Annotated in this window: 15 protein-coding genes; 5 read left to right on the forward strand and 10 right to left on the reverse strand. The window is 42.6% G+C overall.

The window, feature by feature from the left end:
- Nucleotides 1-11 precede the first annotated feature (11 nt).
- Nucleotides 12-1,175, reverse strand: a complete 1,164-nt coding sequence (locus L1077_RS11880; RefSeq protein ID WP_237137037.1) for a DcaP family trimeric outer membrane transporter — start codon at nucleotides 1,173-1,175, stop codon at nucleotides 12-14.
- A 367-nt stretch (nucleotides 1,176-1,542) separates the two neighbouring features.
- On the opposite strand from L1077_RS11880, the gene acs reads away from it, so the two are divergent.
- Nucleotides 1,543-3,483: an acetate--CoA ligase gene (gene acs / locus L1077_RS11885; RefSeq protein WP_237137038.1), complete on the forward strand. Its 1,941-nt coding sequence runs from the start codon at nucleotides 1,543-1,545 to the stop codon at nucleotides 3,481-3,483.
- A gap of 92 nt (nucleotides 3,484-3,575) precedes the next feature.
- Nucleotides 3,576-4,229 (forward strand): response regulator transcription factor, encoded by a 654-nt coding sequence (locus tag L1077_RS11890; RefSeq protein WP_237137039.1) that lies wholly within the window; start codon nucleotides 3,576-3,578, stop codon nucleotides 4,227-4,229.
- Nucleotides 4,230-4,265: 36 nt separating this feature from the next.
- Here L1077_RS11890 and purU read toward each other — a convergent pair whose 3' ends face one another.
- The 4 genes from purU to L1077_RS11910 form a co-directional block, all read right to left on the reverse strand.
- Nucleotides 4,266-5,096, reverse strand: a complete 831-nt coding sequence (purU, locus tag L1077_RS11895; RefSeq protein WP_237137040.1) for a formyltetrahydrofolate deformylase — start codon at nucleotides 5,094-5,096, stop codon at nucleotides 4,266-4,268.
- Between the two features lie 146 nt (nucleotides 5,097-5,242).
- Entirely contained in the window at nucleotides 5,243-5,836 is a 594-nt protein-coding gene (locus L1077_RS11900; protein WP_237137041.1) for a Crp/Fnr family transcriptional regulator, read from the reverse strand.
- Between the two features lie 37 nt (nucleotides 5,837-5,873).
- Nucleotides 5,874-6,740 (reverse strand): DMT family transporter, encoded by an 867-nt coding sequence (locus L1077_RS11905; RefSeq protein WP_237137042.1) that lies wholly within the window; start codon nucleotides 6,738-6,740, stop codon nucleotides 5,874-5,876.
- A 22-nt stretch (nucleotides 6,741-6,762) separates the two neighbouring features.
- On the reverse strand, nucleotides 6,763-7,581 hold the full coding sequence (locus L1077_RS11910; protein ID WP_237137043.1) for an arylamine N-acetyltransferase family protein: 819 nt from the start codon (nucleotides 7,579-7,581) through the stop codon (nucleotides 6,763-6,765).
- Between the two features lie 184 nt (nucleotides 7,582-7,765).
- Between L1077_RS11910 and L1077_RS11915 the strand changes: the two genes are divergently transcribed.
- Together L1077_RS11915 and L1077_RS11920 are read left to right on the forward strand one after the other, a co-directional pair.
- Nucleotides 7,766-8,407, forward strand: a complete 642-nt coding sequence (locus tag L1077_RS11915; RefSeq protein ID WP_237137044.1) for an NAD(P)-dependent oxidoreductase — start codon at nucleotides 7,766-7,768, stop codon at nucleotides 8,405-8,407.
- A gap of 163 nt (nucleotides 8,408-8,570) precedes the next feature.
- On the forward strand, nucleotides 8,571-9,056 hold the full coding sequence (locus L1077_RS11920) for a MarR family winged helix-turn-helix transcriptional regulator (RefSeq protein ID WP_237137045.1): 486 nt from the start codon (nucleotides 8,571-8,573) through the stop codon (nucleotides 9,054-9,056).
- 5 nt (nucleotides 9,057-9,061) lie between these two features.
- On the opposite strand, the gene L1077_RS11925 is transcribed toward L1077_RS11920, so the two are convergent.
- From L1077_RS11925 to L1077_RS11940, 4 genes are all read right to left on the reverse strand, one after another.
- The gene (locus L1077_RS11925; protein WP_237137046.1) at nucleotides 9,062-11,014 is read right to left on the reverse strand and encodes a BCCT family transporter; all 1,953 of its coding nucleotides are present in this window, start codon (nucleotides 11,012-11,014) and stop codon (nucleotides 9,062-9,064) included.
- 81 nt (nucleotides 11,015-11,095) lie between these two features.
- A complete protein-coding gene (locus L1077_RS11930) occupies nucleotides 11,096-11,926 on the reverse strand; it encodes a GNAT family N-acetyltransferase (protein WP_237137047.1) in 831 nt (276 codons plus the stop codon).
- A gap of 273 nt (nucleotides 11,927-12,199) precedes the next feature.
- Entirely contained in the window at nucleotides 12,200-13,057 is an 858-nt protein-coding gene (locus L1077_RS11935; RefSeq protein WP_237137048.1) for a substrate-binding periplasmic protein, read from the reverse strand.
- 306 nt (nucleotides 13,058-13,363) lie between these two features.
- Nucleotides 13,364-13,777: a rhodanese-like domain-containing protein gene (locus L1077_RS11940; protein ID WP_237137049.1), complete on the reverse strand. Its 414-nt coding sequence runs from the start codon at nucleotides 13,775-13,777 to the stop codon at nucleotides 13,364-13,366.
- Nucleotides 13,778-13,937: 160 nt separating this feature from the next.
- Here L1077_RS11940 and L1077_RS11945 point away from each other — a divergent pair, with 160 nt between their 5' ends.
- Nucleotides 13,938-14,795 carry a LysR family transcriptional regulator gene (locus L1077_RS11945; RefSeq protein ID WP_237137050.1) on the forward strand — a complete coding sequence of 286 codons (858 nt, stop codon included), beginning with the start codon at nucleotides 13,938-13,940 and terminating at the stop codon, nucleotides 14,793-14,795.
- A gap of 178 nt (nucleotides 14,796-14,973) precedes the next feature.
- Here the strand turns inward: L1077_RS11945 and L1077_RS11950 are convergent, their stop codons facing one another.
- The gene (locus tag L1077_RS11950) at nucleotides 14,974-17,706 is read right to left on the reverse strand and encodes a hypothetical protein (RefSeq protein ID WP_237137051.1); all 2,733 of its coding nucleotides are present in this window, start codon (nucleotides 17,704-17,706) and stop codon (nucleotides 14,974-14,976) included.
- Nucleotides 17,707-17,956 lie beyond the last annotated feature (250 nt).

Consider the following 17,956-nt stretch of genomic DNA (forward strand, 5'->3'; position numbering starts at 1 on the left):
TTCAGGGAGACTTAAAAGGCGTATTTGACTGAAAATTGCAGTCTGTCTAAATCACCTTCAGCACCGCTGTGGACTTCTCTGTTGGCCATTTTGTATTCCGCGCCAAAAGTGAGTTTTTTCACTGGTGAATATAAGATGTTGGCACTGTAGCTGGTGGTCATATCTGTTGGGTCGCCAGTGACGTTTAGCAAACTTGCATCGTTATCGGCACTGAAGTAAGAGTATAAAAATGTTGAGCGCCACTGCGAATTCCAGTAGTGCTGATACGCAATAAACCCTGAAGTAGAGTCTATGGCATGTAAATCAGTGCCGTCATAAACTGCGCCATGCGCCACATTTAAGCCAACGTATCGACCTAAGCCCTGGCCGTGAGTTAACATGAACTTTAGGTTGTTTTTACCAAAGTTGACCCGACCTGATGCACTTACTCCGAACGAACTCTCAGTTTCGTCGGCTGCACCTGTTTTATAGGTAAGCTGTCTTGCGAGTGCTGCGACGGTAAAGTGCCCCCAGTCTGCCTTATAGTTGTAGCGAGCAGTAAAGTCTGGCATTTGAGCATCATCAGTGACCTCACGAGCACCACCTGTGGTGGTAATTGTGCTTTCAGGGTTTTCTGCTGAGAATGACCAGTTACCGACGGTGTATTTTGCCATGGCTTGACGCACGAACACAGTACCTTCTGCTGGCCCGACAAAGTCTAGAGTTTCAGGCAGTGCACTTACGTTTTGGAAGTTTGACCAGGCTTGGCCAAATAGCCAGCCTTTATAAGTCACAAAAGCCTGCCTGATACGCGGTGAATATGAGTTACTTACTCGCTCATTGCCACCCACTGATGCGATGAAGTCCAATTCAATTTTGGTTTTGATGGTACTGCCATCGTCTAGCTTTGTTGCTGTGCCAAAGTTAAATCTAGATTGGCGTGCGTGCATATCAAATACGGCATCCTCGCCTGTGCTAGGTGTGACCGGTGTCGTGCCTGGCACGTAAAAGTCTCTACCTATATGCTGAGAGCCTAGTGTACCATCTGAAAAGTCACTCCAAATGGCATCCAATTTGATATAACCACCATAGCTGACATCTGTATTGTCGAGGTTTGCAGCCATAGCTTGGCTACAGAGTAGGCTTGACACTGCAACCGCAGCAAGTTTCATGTTCATATTAATTTTAGTTGTCATAAGGTTGTTCCTATAATACTGCTTGTTCGTTGCAATGCAGAGAATTATTTCTCATCCACTTTTTCTGATGACTGTTATTTACTCAATTACCCATTGGTCTATGAGACTAAGGTTGAATAGCTCACATCTTTTCAAAAAATACGTGTGGCAATAATTGATTACACTTCTTTTTATCTTGTCACAACTGGCCCTCTGGTCTTACTGAGTGAGAGACAGTATGCTGGTGCTCGTTAATTTATAGTTAAATATTCCCAGTTTGGATAAACTTAAAGCAACAATTACAACTAAGGTCTAATACTTAATCGTTTGCTTGTAAGTGATCCTTGAGAGAAGCCGCTATAGGCAAGTAATTAATATGGAGATGAGTATGTCACAGAGCATTTATCCGGTACCTGAAGCGATCAAGCAGGCTGCACTTGTAGATAATGAACAATATCAAGCACTGTATCAGCAGTCGATTGACAACCCTGAGGGGTTTTGGGCTGAACATGGTAAACGCCTAGACTGGTTCACACCTTATAATAAAGTTAAAAACACGTCTTTTGACAAAGGCCATATCAGCATTAAGTGGTTTGAAGATGGTGTGTTGAATGCCTCATATAACTGTATCGACCGCCACTTAGAAAAAAATGCCAATAAGGTTGCCATGATCTGGGAAGGTGATAACCCAGAGCACAGTGAAAATATTACTTTTCAAACGTTACATGATGAAGTGGCTAAATTAGCAAATGGCCTTAAAAAGCTAGGTGTTCAAAAGGGCGATCGCGTTGCTATTTATATGCCAATGACCCCACAGGCTATTTATGCCATGCAAGCATGCGCGCGCATTGGGGCAATTCACTCTGTGGTATTTGGTGGTTTCTCTCCATCTGCAATTGCAGATCGTATTAAAGACTCAGGTGCAAAAGTTGTGATCACGTCAGACGAAGGTCGTCGTGGTGGCAATGCTGTACCATTGAAAGCCAATGTGGATGAAGCCGTATCACAGGAATCAGTCACGACCATTGAGCATGTTATTGTACATCAGCTAACGGGCGGTGAGGTTGAGTGGAACGCACATGACGTTTGGTGGCATGAGCTAGTTGCTGATGTACCGACTGAGTGTACGCCTGAGCCGATGAATGCAGAAGACCCGCTTTTCATTTTATATACATCAGGTTCAACAGGTCAGCCAAAAGGTGTTGTACATACGACAGGCGGCTACCTCGTCTACGCATCCATGACACATGAGTATGTATTTGACCTACAAGAGGATGACGTTTTTTGGTGTACTGCTGATGTAGGTTGGATCACAGGTCACAGTTACATGGCTTATGGTCCTTTGGTTAACGGATGCACACAAGTTATTTTTGAAGGTGTACCAACTTATCCAACTTCTGGCCGTATTGGTGAAGTGGTTGATAAACACCAAGTCACCATTCTTTATACTGCACCAACTGCCATTCGCGCGCTGATGGCCAAAGGCGATGAGCCTACAGCTAGCTCTGAACGCACAAGCTTAAGAATTATGGGATCTGTGGGTGAGCCAATCAACCCTGAAGCATGGGCTTGGTACTACGAGCAAATTGGTAATAGTGCGTGCCCGATTGTAGATACTTGGTGGCAAACTGAAACTGGTGGCATCATGATCACACCATTGCCTGGTGCAACAGATATGAAGCCTGGCTCTGCGACACGCCCATTTTTCGGTATTGCACCGGCATTATTTGATGCTGAAGGCAATACACTTGAAGGGGCAACAGAAGGCAATTTAGTTATATTAGACAGCTGGCCATCTCAAGCTCGCACCGTGTATGGTGACCATGAGCGTTTTGAGCAAACTTACTTCTCAGCTTATCCTGGTGTTTACTTCACAGGAGACGGCTGTCGTCGTGATGAAGATGGCTATTACTGGATCACAGGCCGAGTTGATGATGTATTGAATGTATCAGGACATAGACTTGGTACAGCTGAAATTGAAAGCGCGTTAGTTGCTCACGAAGCAGTTGCTGAGGCTGCAGTTGTGGGTTATCCGCATGATATTAAAGGTCAGGGCATTTATGTTTATGTCACACCAAATGAAGGCGTGGTTGTCACTGATGACCTAACAAAAGAAGTAAGAAGCTGGGTACGTAAAGAGTTAAGCCCAATTGCATCACCAGATATGATCCAATGGTCACCAGGCTTACCGAAAACGCGTTCAGGTAAAATTATGCGTCGTATTTTACGTAAAATTGCGGCAAATGAGTATCAACAGCTCGGCGATACGTCGACACTTGCAGACCCAACTGTAGTTGATGAATTAATTGAAAATCGTTTAAACCGTTAATTGAGCGTTAAAAACTTGAAATTTAGCGAATTCTAAACGTACTATATCGGCTGTCTTTATACTAAAGACAGCCGATTTTTTAGGAGCTATGCATGAATCAGTTTTTAATTGCGGATGATCACCCCCTGTTTAGAGAAGCGTTAAAGGGGGCTTTGCAAAATCAGTTTGAAGGCCTTGAAGTTATCGAATCAGAAAACTTTGAGCAAACATTACAGCGGTTGTCTCAGTATGATGACTTAGATTTACTATTGCTTGATTTACATATGCCAGGTAATGGTGATTTATATGGTCTTATAAGAATAAGAGAAGACCACCCAGCCCTGCCTATTGTTGTGGTTTCAGGCAGTGAAGATTTGAATGTCATATCTAAAGTTATGGGCTACGGCGCAATGGGCTTCATACCGAAGGCATCTTCCTCACAAGATATTGTCAGTGCTTTACAGCAAGTCTTAGAGGGCGAGAGTTGGCTCCCCGTTGATATCAAGGAGCAAATCCAAGACCTTGATGGGGAAGATAGAGAGTTGGCACAGCAAATTGCTTCACTCACGCCACAGCAATATAAAGTACTGCAGTACTTGCATGAAGGGCTACTAAACAAGCAAATTGCGTACGAGCTGAATATCTCAGAAGCCACGGTGAAAGCGCATATTACCGCTATATTTAGAAAACTCGGTGTGTATAACCGCACCCAAGCTGTATTGATCGCTTCCAAATTACAATTAGAACCAATCGAGGCGGCAAAGTAGCATTAAGCTACTTTTGCACCTTCTTTACTGAGGCTATCATTTAAAAACAACGGTTTTGTTACCATTGATAAATAGCTTGTGCTCTGAAGCCAGTTGCAGCGCTTTACAAAAAACGGTTTTTTCAATATCTCTGCCTATTTTGGCCATCGCATCCGCTGTATCAGCATGCGTCACTTGCGTGACATCCTGTACAATGATAGGCCCCTCATCTAATTCATTATTGACGAAATGGGCTGTTGCCCCAATGATTTTCACGCCGCGTTCAAATGCTTGATGATAAGGCTTAGCACCGATGAATGCGGGTAAAAATGAATGGTGAATGTTGATGATCTTGTCTTCAAATCGAGCAACAAATTCAGGGCTTAAAATACGCATATATTTCGCTAGGCAAACTAAATCTGGATTGTAACTTTCAATTAAGTCGCCCACCTGTTGATCATGCTCTGTACGGCTTAAACCTTCATGAGACAAGCAGTGAAAAGGGATATCAAACGCGTTTGCTAGAGGTTCTAAAGTAGGATAATTAGCAATAACGGCTTGTACTTCAATATTAAGCGCATTTTCAAATTGCTTGAGCAACACACCACCTAAGCAATGTGCTTCTTTTGTGGCGAGTAATACCACTTTTACTTTTGTCGGGCTGTGTAATTTTACTAGCGCATCATCAGGCAAATTAGCTTGGAGCTGCGAAATAAACTGCTCGGTCGGCGTACCGGTTAATTCGGTTCGCATAAAAAAGCGTTTACCTTCTCTGTCTACAAACTCATTGTTACGAACAATATTTAAATGATGCTCGTGACATAGGCTGGTTATTTTGGCGATTAGCCCGATATCGTCACTACATTGTGTTGTTAATATAAAACTCATGGTCCTCATTCCATTTGTATGGTGGTTTCTCAGGTTACCCCAATGGAAAGAAATTGTATTGTTCTAGATGAATTATTTATTCAATGATGAGTAAATTTCACACCAAAAATAATTACATGAGTTTTAGTTTTTTCTAATTTCAACGTTTACAATGCCAATTTCCTGCGAATACGGCTCAGCGCTATGGGGGTAATACCAATATGCGAAGCGACCATTTTTAGGGGGACGCGCTCACTGAGTTCAGGGTTTCGGTCAATAAAGTTTAAATACCTTTGCTCTGCACTGTGATGGACAAAGGCATACTCACGCTCTTCTTTTTTGATAAAGAGGTTTTCCAGTAGTTGCGTATAAGCCTCTAAAAACCCTGGGTGTGATTTCATGGTATGAAAGAAAGTATGCCATTCAAATTCAAGACAGATCACATCATCTAAAGCTTCAATACTAAATAATGCAGGCGTATTTTGTGTCATAGCGCGAGTAGAACCGGCGATACAAGGTGCGCTGGCAAAGGCTTGCGTAAACTCTTTTCCCTCCGCAGAGACGTTAAAGTAGCGCACGTCCCCTTGAGTGATAAAAAATAAGTTGGGTGCGGGACTGCCTTGGCTCATTAGTAAAGCATTTTTAGGATGGTGTTTGAGTTTGCCTTGTAAGCCATACTTTTGAAAATCTTCGGTGCACAGAGGCTTTGCGTCGGTACTGAAAAAAGAGACGAAATCTGCGAGCTTATGTTGTATGTTCAAGCGACATTCCTTGATGATACGACTTTATAGGAACATGTTAGGGTGCACGCGTTATCAAGTAAAGTGCAAAAAATGCAACTAATAAAGCGGGTGTGCTAAGTAAAAATTGGGACAATCCGCCTTGAAAAAAGATCACAAATGCGGGCACTAAATAGGTCATGGCTAAAAAAGCATTTGGGCTTACCTTTTTTAATAAGTGTTGCTGCAAAAAGAAAGTGCCCAGTGTCGTAAACAAAGTTAAGTAGATGAGCCATGTCCAAAATGTGTGGCTCTGCCAAACTAAATGTGTGAGGTCACCATAAAACAGCATAATGGGTAAAAGCAGCAGGCTACCAAGGAGTGCAATATAAAATGTGCTGGTCAGGGCTGACTGTGTGGTTGCCCACTTTTTTATCAAAATAACATGCATGGCGAGACAAAAACAGGCAGCTAAAAACACAGTGTCTCCATATTGCCATTTGCTTAGAGCCTGCAGGTTATTCTGCCCATTTATGAGCATCCAGATAGCGCTGGCGGTGCCAATCAAAAAACCGAGTAATTGGCTTGTGCGGGTTTTAATGCCCATAAATATAAAACTCAAAAACACACTAATGAGTGGCAGTAAGGTATAGATGACCGCCGTTTTTTCTGCGGTTATGGTTTTTAAAGATTCAAATAAGCCGACAAAAAACAGCACTAAAAAGCCACTGATCAAAGTGTATTGCCCGATTTGCTTTACGGTTAGTTTGACGTTGCTGGAGCGCCAAACAAGCGGCGCGAGGCAAAGGCTTGTCAGGATAAAGCGCAAGCAAGTCGCTGCAATTGGACTGGCGTAAGGCAGTACTTTGCCAGACACCACAAACGATGAGGAGAGTAAGCCGACCCATACAAGCAGGAGTATGGGCTGGGCGAGCGTGTGATTCATAATTTTCACCTCGGTAAAGGGATCAGCTTTGTTGTGCAGGTTTTGCAAACTTGCTAAATAAATAGGCGGAGATTGCCTCATCAATATTGAGCGAAAACACCCCAGTAAGTAGCTGGTGGAGCTGCTCGATGTTATCAATTTCGGTGACGTCGGTGTGGTTAGCGGTAATATGGTGATATTCACCATTTCTCAGAGAATGTGTTTCATTAAGCGTTTTTTTACTGACAACCAAGTTGTTTACAAAAGCAGCATTGGGATGCTTGTGAGAGTAAAAGTGACTGAGTTCACAGTCTGCTTCGCTATAGTGGTTAAGATCAAAAGTGTAGAGTGTGAAATATTCCCCATTTTTTAAAACATCAAAGCAGTACTCTTGGGCTTTATTTTGACTTATGCGATAGGTCATGTGCCCTTGTCGCTGTGGTACATCTAACACCAGCTTAAGCGGGAATATCGCTCCTTGCGGTCCAAAGCCAACATCGAGTAAATAGTGTGTACCTTGATATGTGACGAGCGTTGCTCTGTGCGTTCTCGGCACTTCTACATCTCTGTTGTATACCACCTTGGCGAGCAGCAGTTTTACTTCAAAACCTAAATTTTTCAGGACATGAAAAACCAGCTTGTTATGTTCGAAACAATATCCACCAAATTGCTTTTGGATGATTTTAGTGAACAGATGGTCTACCTCCAAAGGTAAGGGGTGTTTTAACACTGCTGATACACTGTTGAATGTATGTTTAGCCACATGTCGGCTTTGCAGCTGCGCTAAAAAATCCGTGTCAAGTGGAAGCTCAGTAAGCGCTAAATCAGCCAAATAGTCGTTTACGATTTGCATGTCTGTCATGGTGTTTGCTCCTTGTTTTCATTGAGTGCCTAGCTTAATCGTAAGCAGGTAGGTTGTAATGAACCTAGGTTTATTCCTTTGAATTTTTATTTTTTGCAGAAATAAACCTAGGTTAATTCCTATGATTGAAAATACTTTTAAAGTGGAGGTGTTTCTTAAGCATATAAATTGAAAGGAGAAGTACATGCGTATCACAGTATTTGGAGCCACAGGTAATATAGGTCAGGCGGTCGTCAATGAAGCAATTGCACGAGGACATCAAGTGACGGCGGTAACGCGAGATGTGCGAAAAGTGTCACAGCTACCTGCTGAGGCGTATGCGCAAGTGGGTGATGTAAATGACATTCAAGATGTGATCCGCTTGAGTAAAGGGCAAGATTTGGTGATCAGTGCAACCAGGCCAACGGCGGGCCAGGAAAAGCAACTTGTCGATATTGCGGAGTCTTTACTGACAGGCTTACGAGAGACACGCACACGTTTATTACTCGTAGGTGGCGCGGCTTGCTTGACGGTTCCCAACTCGAACGGTGGTCTGGTTTTAAACGATACTTCGCTGGTCCCCCCCGCATGGAAAGACATCGCTCAAGCCTGCTTTGAGCAATATCAACATTGTGAAGCACATGAAAATCAGAATTGGAGTTATGCCAGTCCTTCGGCATTGATTGGTGAAGGCGCACGTACCGAACAGTTTAGAGTCAGTGAGGGCGAGTTATTGGTTGATGAGACGGGCAAGTCGCATATTTCATGGCAAGACTTTGCAATTGCGCTAATTAATGAAGCCGAGTCGGCGACGTATGTGGAGAAAGTTTTTACGGCGGGTTATTAATTTAACCATTATCGCCAAATGCAGGTATTTAATACTAACTTGGCTGAATACTGTCGCGCATTTGTTGTCGTTTGGCTGTTGATACTGATTGTGATTTGTTGTGGTTCAGCGCCACTGAAGCGATTATACTGGCGAAATTGGTATTGTTCGGAAGCGCTAATAAATGGAAAAGTACGAAGAACTATTAGTCTCAATTAGAAAGGTGATCCGCGCCATTGACTTGCATTCAAAGCAACTTAATAAGTCATCGGGGCTGACTGGTCCACAACTATTGATTATGCAGGAAATTGCGCGCGTAAAAGGTGTCACTGCTAGCCAAATCGCGAAGCATGTTAATTTAAGTGCCGCGACGGTGACCAACATACTTGATCGTTTGGAGAGCCGAGGTTTAGTCGAGCGAGTGCGCAGCGCACAAGATAAACGTCGTGTGAGTCTGTTTTTGTCTCCACAAGGGAAGAATTTATTAATTGATGCACCGCAGCCATTGCAAGAACACTTTATACAAAACTTTTGTGAGTTAGAGGAATGGGAGCAATCCTTGTTACTCTCGTCTATGCAGCGGATCGCCACCATGATGGATGCAAATGAACTCGATGCGGCACCGGTGCTTGAGATAGCACCGATGAACCAAACCGAATCGGGAAAGTAACCGTGCTACTCTCGCAGCACATTTAAGAAGTGAAGGTGCTTTTGATATTGCGCTAATACATCGCTGATGATGGCGCTTTCAGACCACCCCATGATGTCATAGTTTTGACCGCCTTCACTGAGGTACACCTCGGCGCGATAATACGAGTCACTATCTGCGACATCACTTTGCGTAAAATCTGGTTGCAATGCTTCACTTTTATACACACCATAAATGAAGTCGTGCTCGTCACCGTGATGAACGGTAAGAATAACGGCTGCGTTATTTACTTTGACTTCAGCCTCGACTTGGTTGCTTTCAAATTCATTCCTGATTTTTTTCAGCGCAGGTTTCACCTCTTTTAAGATAAATTTATCAACCTTACCTTTAGCTGGCGTCGCGATAAGCAGCGCAAGGCTCTCTTGCCACGTTTGCTCATCATTGACTTGGTTATCAAACGTCATTGGCATGGTGTGTGTACTGCGTTTGGCATCGTCAATACGCAGTGCGCGAATGAGGCCGTAACAGGCAACGAGCAGTACCACTGAGAATGGCAGAGCACTAACTATGGTGAGTGTTTGCAGTGCATCAAGACCGCCCGCTAAGCTCAGCGCTGCGGCGACAACCCCGACCCCAATCGACCAAAATAATCGCTGCCAAAGTGGGGTGTTATTGCTGCCGTTTGAGCAGAGCATATCGATAACCATGGCACCAGAGTCACAAGAGGTGACAAAAAACACCACAATCATGATGATAGATAGGCCGATTAAAAACTCAGACAGAGGGAAGTTTTCTAGAAATACAAACAGGGCAACGGCCGAGTTGTTGCTGACCATATCTGAGATCCCTGTCATGCCTTGCTCAAAAATCATTGCCAGTGCCGAGTTACCAAAAATGGTCATCCACAATAAGGTGAATGCGGTCGGAATACAGGTGACGCCAATCACAAACTCTCGAATAGTACGGCCCTTTGATATACGAGCAATAAAGAGGCCGACAAAAGGTGCCCAAGCAAGCCACCAACCCCAATAAAAAATCGTCCAGCCGCCAATCCAATCTTTTTTCTCATACGCGAATAAGTTGAAGGTGGTAGACACAATATCCGATAAATAGTCACCGACATTTTGTACATATGCTTGCAGTAAAAACACACTTGGGCCAATAAAGAAGATCAGGGCTAACAGTACTACAGCGAGTATCATATTGGTCTGGGATAGAATTTTAATGCCTTTATCTAACCCCGTCGCCACGGAGATAGATGCCAGTGCCGTAATGGTGATCATAATGATGACTTGATTTTGCACCGAGACATCAAAAGAGAACAAGTAGGCTAGCCCAGAGTTGACCTGCGCTGCGCCCAGGCCTAAAGAGGTCGCGACACCAAATACAGTGCCGACAACAGCAAAAACATCCACAGTATGGCCTATCCAGCCATGAATTTTGTCACCAATAATCGGGTAAAGCGCTGATCGCAGTGTCAGTGGTAATTTATGTCGATAACTAAAATAAGCCAAAATCATCGCCACAATGGCGTAGATGGCCCATGCGTGGAACCCCCAGTGGAAAAAGGTGATCCGCATGGCTTCTTTGATGGCTTCAACTGAGCCGGTATTTGCAGACGGCGGCGAGACAAAGTGCATCACGGGCTCAGCGACACCAAAAAACATCAAACCTATGCCCATGCCAGCGGCAAATAACATGGCCAGCCAAGTCGAAAAACTATAATCGGGGTCCGAGTGGTCGGGTCCTAATTTAATCTCGCCAAAACGTGACATGCTCAAATACACGACTAAGCCTAATATGATGGCGACGGTTAAGACATAAAACCAGCTGCCATTTTGGGTGATGGCTGATTGAGTAACAGAAAAGAGTGATGAGGCAGTTGAAGGGCTGATCACTGCAAAAATCACCAACGCCAATACAATTGCTGACGCGCTGTAAAAAACGGGGAGATTTAGAGAGGTGTTGTCTTTTTTCATAGTGAAACTCTATTGATTAGACTACAAATTACTTTGCTTGGCTAAGGACAAAATAATACATTTGTCATTGAGGTAACCGCATTAGCGGTCTTTTAATAACTTCTTGGACCACATGTTTACGGAATGTAGCTGGTCTTGAGCAATAATTTGGTTAGTAAGGCGTCCACCAAAATTAAACTCATGGCGCGCTAGCACTTTATTCATTGCATAATCATCAGCAATGCATTGACAATGTATTGTTTTTACGTCATTACGAAGCAGTCGGTCCAGCACGAAGTCAATTAAAGTGGTCGCCATCCCCTGACTCTGAACAAAAGAGGCAACGGACAAATCTTGTACAAAGCAGCTTTTTGTTTTTGCGTCATGCTTGATGTTGACCGCAGCAACTATATTATCCAAGTAGTCAATGACAACGTATTCATGTTCGCCTTGCATACTTGCTTTAATTTTTGGCTCATCCTCTTGCTGATGCGAGTAAAGCGTATCATCGTTTGCGAAGAGCTTGGCAATGCCTCTCGCATCGGAGCGGTTTGCAAGCCGTGCCATTGAGGTATTGTGTTGTGTTGCTTCAACGTTATCGGTGTTACTGATGACATGCTCAAGGATTTCATCATATAAACCGCTGTTTTCCTCTATTTTGCGCTGACTATCTAAGTATTTTGCAGCAAAAATCGCATCTTCATTGCAATATAGTTTGGGGATGGTTGCCTCGATTTGATATCCATTCGACATTAAGGCAAGTGAATTTGATTCTTTAACTTGTAGCAGCACTTTGGTGTTGCGGTTTTGATTTGCTGTATTCTCTATATGATGGAGTGTGTTGTCACAGAGATGTTGCGTCTGTATTTCCATTGCAAGCAGTTTATGTTGCTTGTCATTAGGCAATAATGGTGTTGCCTCATAAGTTTGCATATAACCCTCTATGCCTGTTTTATATACAGGAATCTATTTAGTTAGAGTTCTAATATTTTTTATTGTAACTTTTTGAGGGGGATAATTAAAGCTACGTTACAGATTGCTATGGGATTAAGCAAAAAAGCCCCCTTTTATAGAGTATTTAGCAAATATTTTTCCTACCTTTGCTAGGTATGTCTTGAGATAGTAATGAATTTCATATGCACAGCGGGTTTAATAGTTTTAATTGTAATTAATTTGGGACCAGTTTGATGCAATCGAAGTACAGAATCATGGGTGTGACTGGCTGTGACTATCCAGTGCACCTCGCAACATGAGTTCGAGCTCTTGTGTATAAAAAGGCACGTACTTTTGAATATAGGTGAGTCTAAGGCCTTGTGAGTCCAATTCATCGAGTGCAGATTGCCATTTGTTGATAATTGTATCTGGCGTTTGCGCAGAAAAAGCCATATACACGCCATGCGGGGGTAGCTGAATAGACATGTGGGTTAAGGCATCGAGTGAGTAGCCAGAAGAAGCGAGTATTTCCCGGGTATTCATCAGTGAAATAATTGTGCAATCAAAGCGGCTTCTGGGCTGTAGAAGTAATTGAATCGCTTCAAGTTGGCTGTCCGTTTCATGGTATGGGATCTGATATTTTTTGTATATCTCTGTGTCCGCGACTTTACGTTGTGATACACAGGTTGCTTGATGACGGCGAATGTCTCCCAGCTGCTTAAACTCTCTTTTATCGCTTGAGCGTTTATATAAAACAGAACCGTCATATAAAAAAGGCCCCACCCATTTAAAGGCAGGGAGTCGCTCAGTCGTCTTTGCGACGATAAGGTGCGCTCTATGGTACAAAGTGACTTTACCAGAAGGTGACATAACTCTTTTTGGAGGTTGCTTTAATATGTTTAATCCTCGGGCAAAAGAGCTGACTTGCACAGGCTGGTAATGAGACAGACGACTAGCCATCTGATTGTAGATGTCTGCGACAAAACCTGAGGTGACTTTACCATTTTCAATATAGACAAAAGGCTCAAGTGGATGCATTGACACAATCAGCTTGTGCTCCACGGTGTTGGCATACAAGGTGTGGCTGAGGATGCCAAAGAGTAAAAAGAAGAATAACCTAGCTTGCTTCATAGCCGCTCATATAACTTTGATGACAATTTGAGTATTGTGGTCAGTTTTATATTTGTCTATTTAAACCCAATTTAAAGTGCGGATTTATCTGCCCCGAGACATGGGTGCTCAAAAACATTGCAAAACTGAGCATGTTGAGCGTTCATTTGCTTGTGATTTGCGCATGTTGAGGTGTTTTTATTCTGATGTTCGGGCAGACGATATTTTTATTAGCTGATATAAAAAGCCGTGTTGCACCACGGGACTTTCAGCGGTACTTGTTTAATTTGAGAGCGATAGAGCTTGTTTATAACAAGCTCTATGCGGTTACTGTTGTGGGTCGCCCAAGCGTCTATTAACTGGGTAGCGCTCAAAGTCTTCCCAGTAGTGGATCCCACCTATCATTTCTTTGACTTTTAAACCTAGCTGAGCCAGTTTATATCCAGCCTTGGTCGCGCCATTGCAACCGGGGCCCCAGCAGTACACAACAAACAAGGTGTCGGGTGCAAAGTCTGCCATACGTGCGGCGGTGATTTCATTATTGGGTATGTTTATAGCGGTGATCGCATGGCTCTTGGCAAAAGCGTGTACAGAGCGAGTATCTACGAGCACAAAGTGCTGTGTCCCTTGCTTGATATCGGCATACACATCGCTGCAATCCGTTTCACAGTCTAACTTTGCACTAAAGTGTGCCCGTGCTGCACTTGGTTCTGCGGTATTGTTTATTTGAATATTTGTCATCAGTATTTGTCCTGTTTGGTTGGTGTTGTAACAGCTTACAAAGGGCGTTGCACTGGGTAAATTCATCATTTCTGAACGCGATGTTCACACATTGTGAATAGGTCTTGGTGACAGCCTGTTGTATATTTGTGGTTCAGATTCAAATCAGGTGAGTGAGCACATGGAATTTTACCATTTAAGGTCATTTGTGGTGGTTGCTGAAACGGGCAATTTAACCAAGGCTGCAAAACAGTTGTTTACTACACCGCCTGCAGTCAGTGCCCATATTCGCGCATTAGAAGATGAGCTGAAAACCACATTATTTGAGCGCACCAGCAAAGGCATGCGTTTGACCCCAAAAGGCGAGCAGTTGCGCTTGCAAGCGCAAAAAACTTTAGACAGCGCCACAGACATGGTGAATCTGGCGGTAGAAAATGCAGATCAAGTGATAGGCACCTTTAAACTGGGTTTAAACCGAGACGCAAGTACATTGCGTATTGCAGAGTTGGTCAAAGCTTTGGTTTGCCACTGCCCGGGTATTGAGCTTGAGCTGCATGCGCTGAACACAGGGCAAATTCTTGAAAAGGTAAGCAGTGGTGAATTGGATGGCGGATTTGTTTATGGTGATAGTTCGCCTGACCTATTTCATACCGAGTTAGCTTTGCAGCCCATTACCACGATAGTGCCAACCTCATTTGATATTACCGCGATTCAAAATGTTTACGATCTAGCTGATCTACCTTGGATAAGCGTTGGTGAGCATTGCCCATTCGATACGGCACTGCAAAAGCGGATTACTCAGTCCATTAAATCACAGGTACAAAGTGCAGATAACGCCTCTCGTGCGAGTTTAGTTGAACAGGGCGTTGGCGCCAGTTTTATCGAATTGGAAGTGGCACAAGCCATGGTTACAGCCAAGCAAGCACAGCGGCTCACCTTGTTGGACTTTGAGATATCACTGAACATAGTGGCAAAACAATCAGCGCTAAATAACCCCGTGGTAAAAGCAGTGCTGGATCAAGTTGATGCACTTTGGTAAGTGTGGGTGTGAGGAGTATCGCCACTGTACTCAATGAATTATGGTTTTAACCTGTAAGGAAAAGGTTCTCGTATTTATGTGAACTTAGGAAGTGGGATTGGTTCTCTTTAATTTTAGTTTTATTATCAGGGGTGAAGGTAAATTCTGCCCCTGATAATAAATTTAATTATTAGTAACTTTATTTCCCAATGTCATATATTAATTTGTAAGAAATAATGTAATTGGTATCTGAGCTTATGAAGTGGTCGCTAGCAACAGGGTCCCATTTCCTTTCAGATTTTTGCGTCGTTCTATCCCAAATATATAGTGGGTAGAGTCTATCTTCAAGTTTTTTAGTGTAACTTACTCTCCCAAAGTCGAGTTTTCTTAAACCTACATGACTAATAGTTTCTGTATGACCATTGTTAAAGTCCTTAATGGTGATTTGGTTGTACTCGTTGTTTATACGATCTTCCCAAACTAATAAGTTATCTTTTAATATTACATTAGATAGCGCTGATCTGACCTGGTCACTCAGCTTTGTTGTGGTTTTGGTTTCTATATTATACATCAATAACTCATTTTTCTCAGAGTGGGATGTATAATAGAAAATGTATTCATTATTTATACCTATACAATAAGAACCGTTTTCTCCTGCCTCTTGATTGTTAGTTAACCTGATAGGTTGTGTGTCAGTACCATATTGATAAATGAATACGTCACTAATGTAATTAATGTAAGAGGCTTGGCATGACCAATAATTATCGTTAATAAACTTCGGTTTGTAGTTTTTATCGTTATTTGGCGCCTGTAAAAATTCATAAGTTAATAAATCTAAATTCCATAAATATACTCCGCTATTATCAGTCGTTGATTGTATTATGGAGTTGCTTTCAAAGTTAAAATATTCATCATCACCATTTCCTTCAGTGATTAAGGCGCTTAAATTAATATTATTTCCATCTTTGTTTACGTATAAATCTCGAAGGCCTGGTGAGCCAAAACTGCCTGCAAAACCCCCTGTGCTATTGACTGTTTCGCTATATACACTTTTTCGATCACCTGAAAAGCTGAACTCTCTAGTAGTTACTGGATTAGCAGATAAATCAACAACTGTATATTTATCGATAGACTCTTTTGAATGGTAGCTACGCATGTCCTTTAATAACAATTGCTTGTCATTAATGGTTATTATTTTGTGGTCTTCGGGAACTTCATATACCAAATTCCTTTCGGCAAGGTCTGGGTCATAATAAAAATCTATTTGGTCAGATGACCTGACGTTATACTCATCAAAAGTAATCATATAAAACATATAGTCTCCCTTTGGTAAGCCATTCAAAGGGTAGGTGTATGAAAATTCGCCAGTGCCTTTTTTCTCTGCTAGCTTAATATCCCCAAAGTATACAGATGTGGTTATATTCTCACTTTCATCGGTGATACGGCCTTCCATGATTAATGTGTCATCTGAAATATATGAATTATCTCGTGGTGAAGTTATGTCTATAACTGCTGGAGAATTGACAACCTCTTTAAACGCACGCTCTTTTACTACGCCATCCGTATCTTGCGCTACGATTTTTATTTCGTTGTCTCCATACTCTGGGTCCCATAATATATGGAAAGGATACGTTGTATTACATATGATATGCTCACTCTCGCATGTATCTACTGTAATTGGAGTTTCTTCTGTCTGTGTTTCAACTAATACACCATTCACCCAATATGAAACGGTTTCAATTTCCGATTTGGTTTTACCAATTGCTGCAATAACCTTTTTATCTTGATAGTCCTTTATCGCAACGATTAGCTCTAAGTTGGGGTTGTATATATCAATTGTCTGACTAACTTGAACAAATATGCTTGGTGACACTTCTGCGGTGACGTCGATACGGTGGGTACCATCAGAGTATATAGCCGTATTTAATTGAGCATCTTCAGCGCCACAGTAATTATGTAGAGCGCACATGTTTTGGGTGTCAATAAACCATTGAGTACTTTGTACTGTTTGGGATAACCCGATATTAATGGTCCCTTGGTATGGAGATGTTTGCCCATCAGGAAACGTAAGGGTTAATTGCTCGATAGTCTGCTGTTCAATATTAAACCTAACAACGTCTTGTGATGAACTTAATATTGACTCTGTATCATCGCTATTTACTACCAGGACACGATAATGAGCAGATGATTCGCTCTCAATCGTTTGCTCAGCGTATAAGCCTTCAGGAGCAGGACCAATTGATGCAACTGTGCTCCACTCTGCACTGTTCTGAGAATTTCTGCCAGCCGTGTTTTGTAACTTTTGTATTTTATAACCTTTCTCATCGCTAAAGGTATCTAGCCATTTGAAAGTAATTAAGTTGTTTTTATCGCTTTGTAAACTTAAAGTCACGTCTGACGCAACTGAGTTATTTGAATGTTTTGGATCTAGTGGAAAGGGGTCTTCTTCATCAGGAGTGCCGTCACCATCTGTATCAGGTAAATCAGGCTCTTTATCTGAGTCGTCGCCACCGCCGTTATCATCGTCACCGCCGTTATCATCACCACCGCCGTTATCGTCGCCACCGCCGTTATCGTCGCCACCGCCGTTATCGTCGCCACCGCTGTTATCGTCGCCACCGCTGTTATCGTCGCCACCGCTGTTATCGTCGCCACCGCTGTTATCGTCGCCACCGCTGTTATCGTCGCCACCGCCGTTATCGTTGCCACCGCCGTTATCGTTGCCACCGCCGGTGTCGTCGCTGCCACTATTTGGTGGTGTGGTTGTGCTATCAGGTGTATCAGTCGTTTGATCTGGCGGATTATTCGACTGTTCTGATGAGTTAGCGGTTGCGTCAGGTGTGTTTCCTGAATTTTCCGCCGGAGCGTCACTGCTGCCGCACCCATTGAGTAGTAAGAGTAATGGAAGTATTAGAGCTTTTTTTGTAGACACATTTATTCCCTTAAATTTATTGAAATGTGATTAGATTAGTTTAAATCTCAAGGAGCAATAAATCAAAGAGGTTGTGACCATTATGAATATGATTATAACAGAAGAAGTTAAACCCAAGTTGTTTGTTTTTATTGGTTTAATTTTTTTGGTGGGAGATGTTGGTGAAAAAATGGGGGAAGTAATTTTTACATAAGTTTACATTGAATTTGGCGTGTTTATATAAATGAGAAACACTAAGTTGTAATTAGTT

It is taken from the genome of Pseudoalteromonas luteoviolacea (assembly GCF_021654285.1).
Classification (GTDB): Bacteria; Pseudomonadota; Gammaproteobacteria; order Enterobacterales; family Alteromonadaceae; genus Pseudoalteromonas; species Pseudoalteromonas luteoviolacea_J.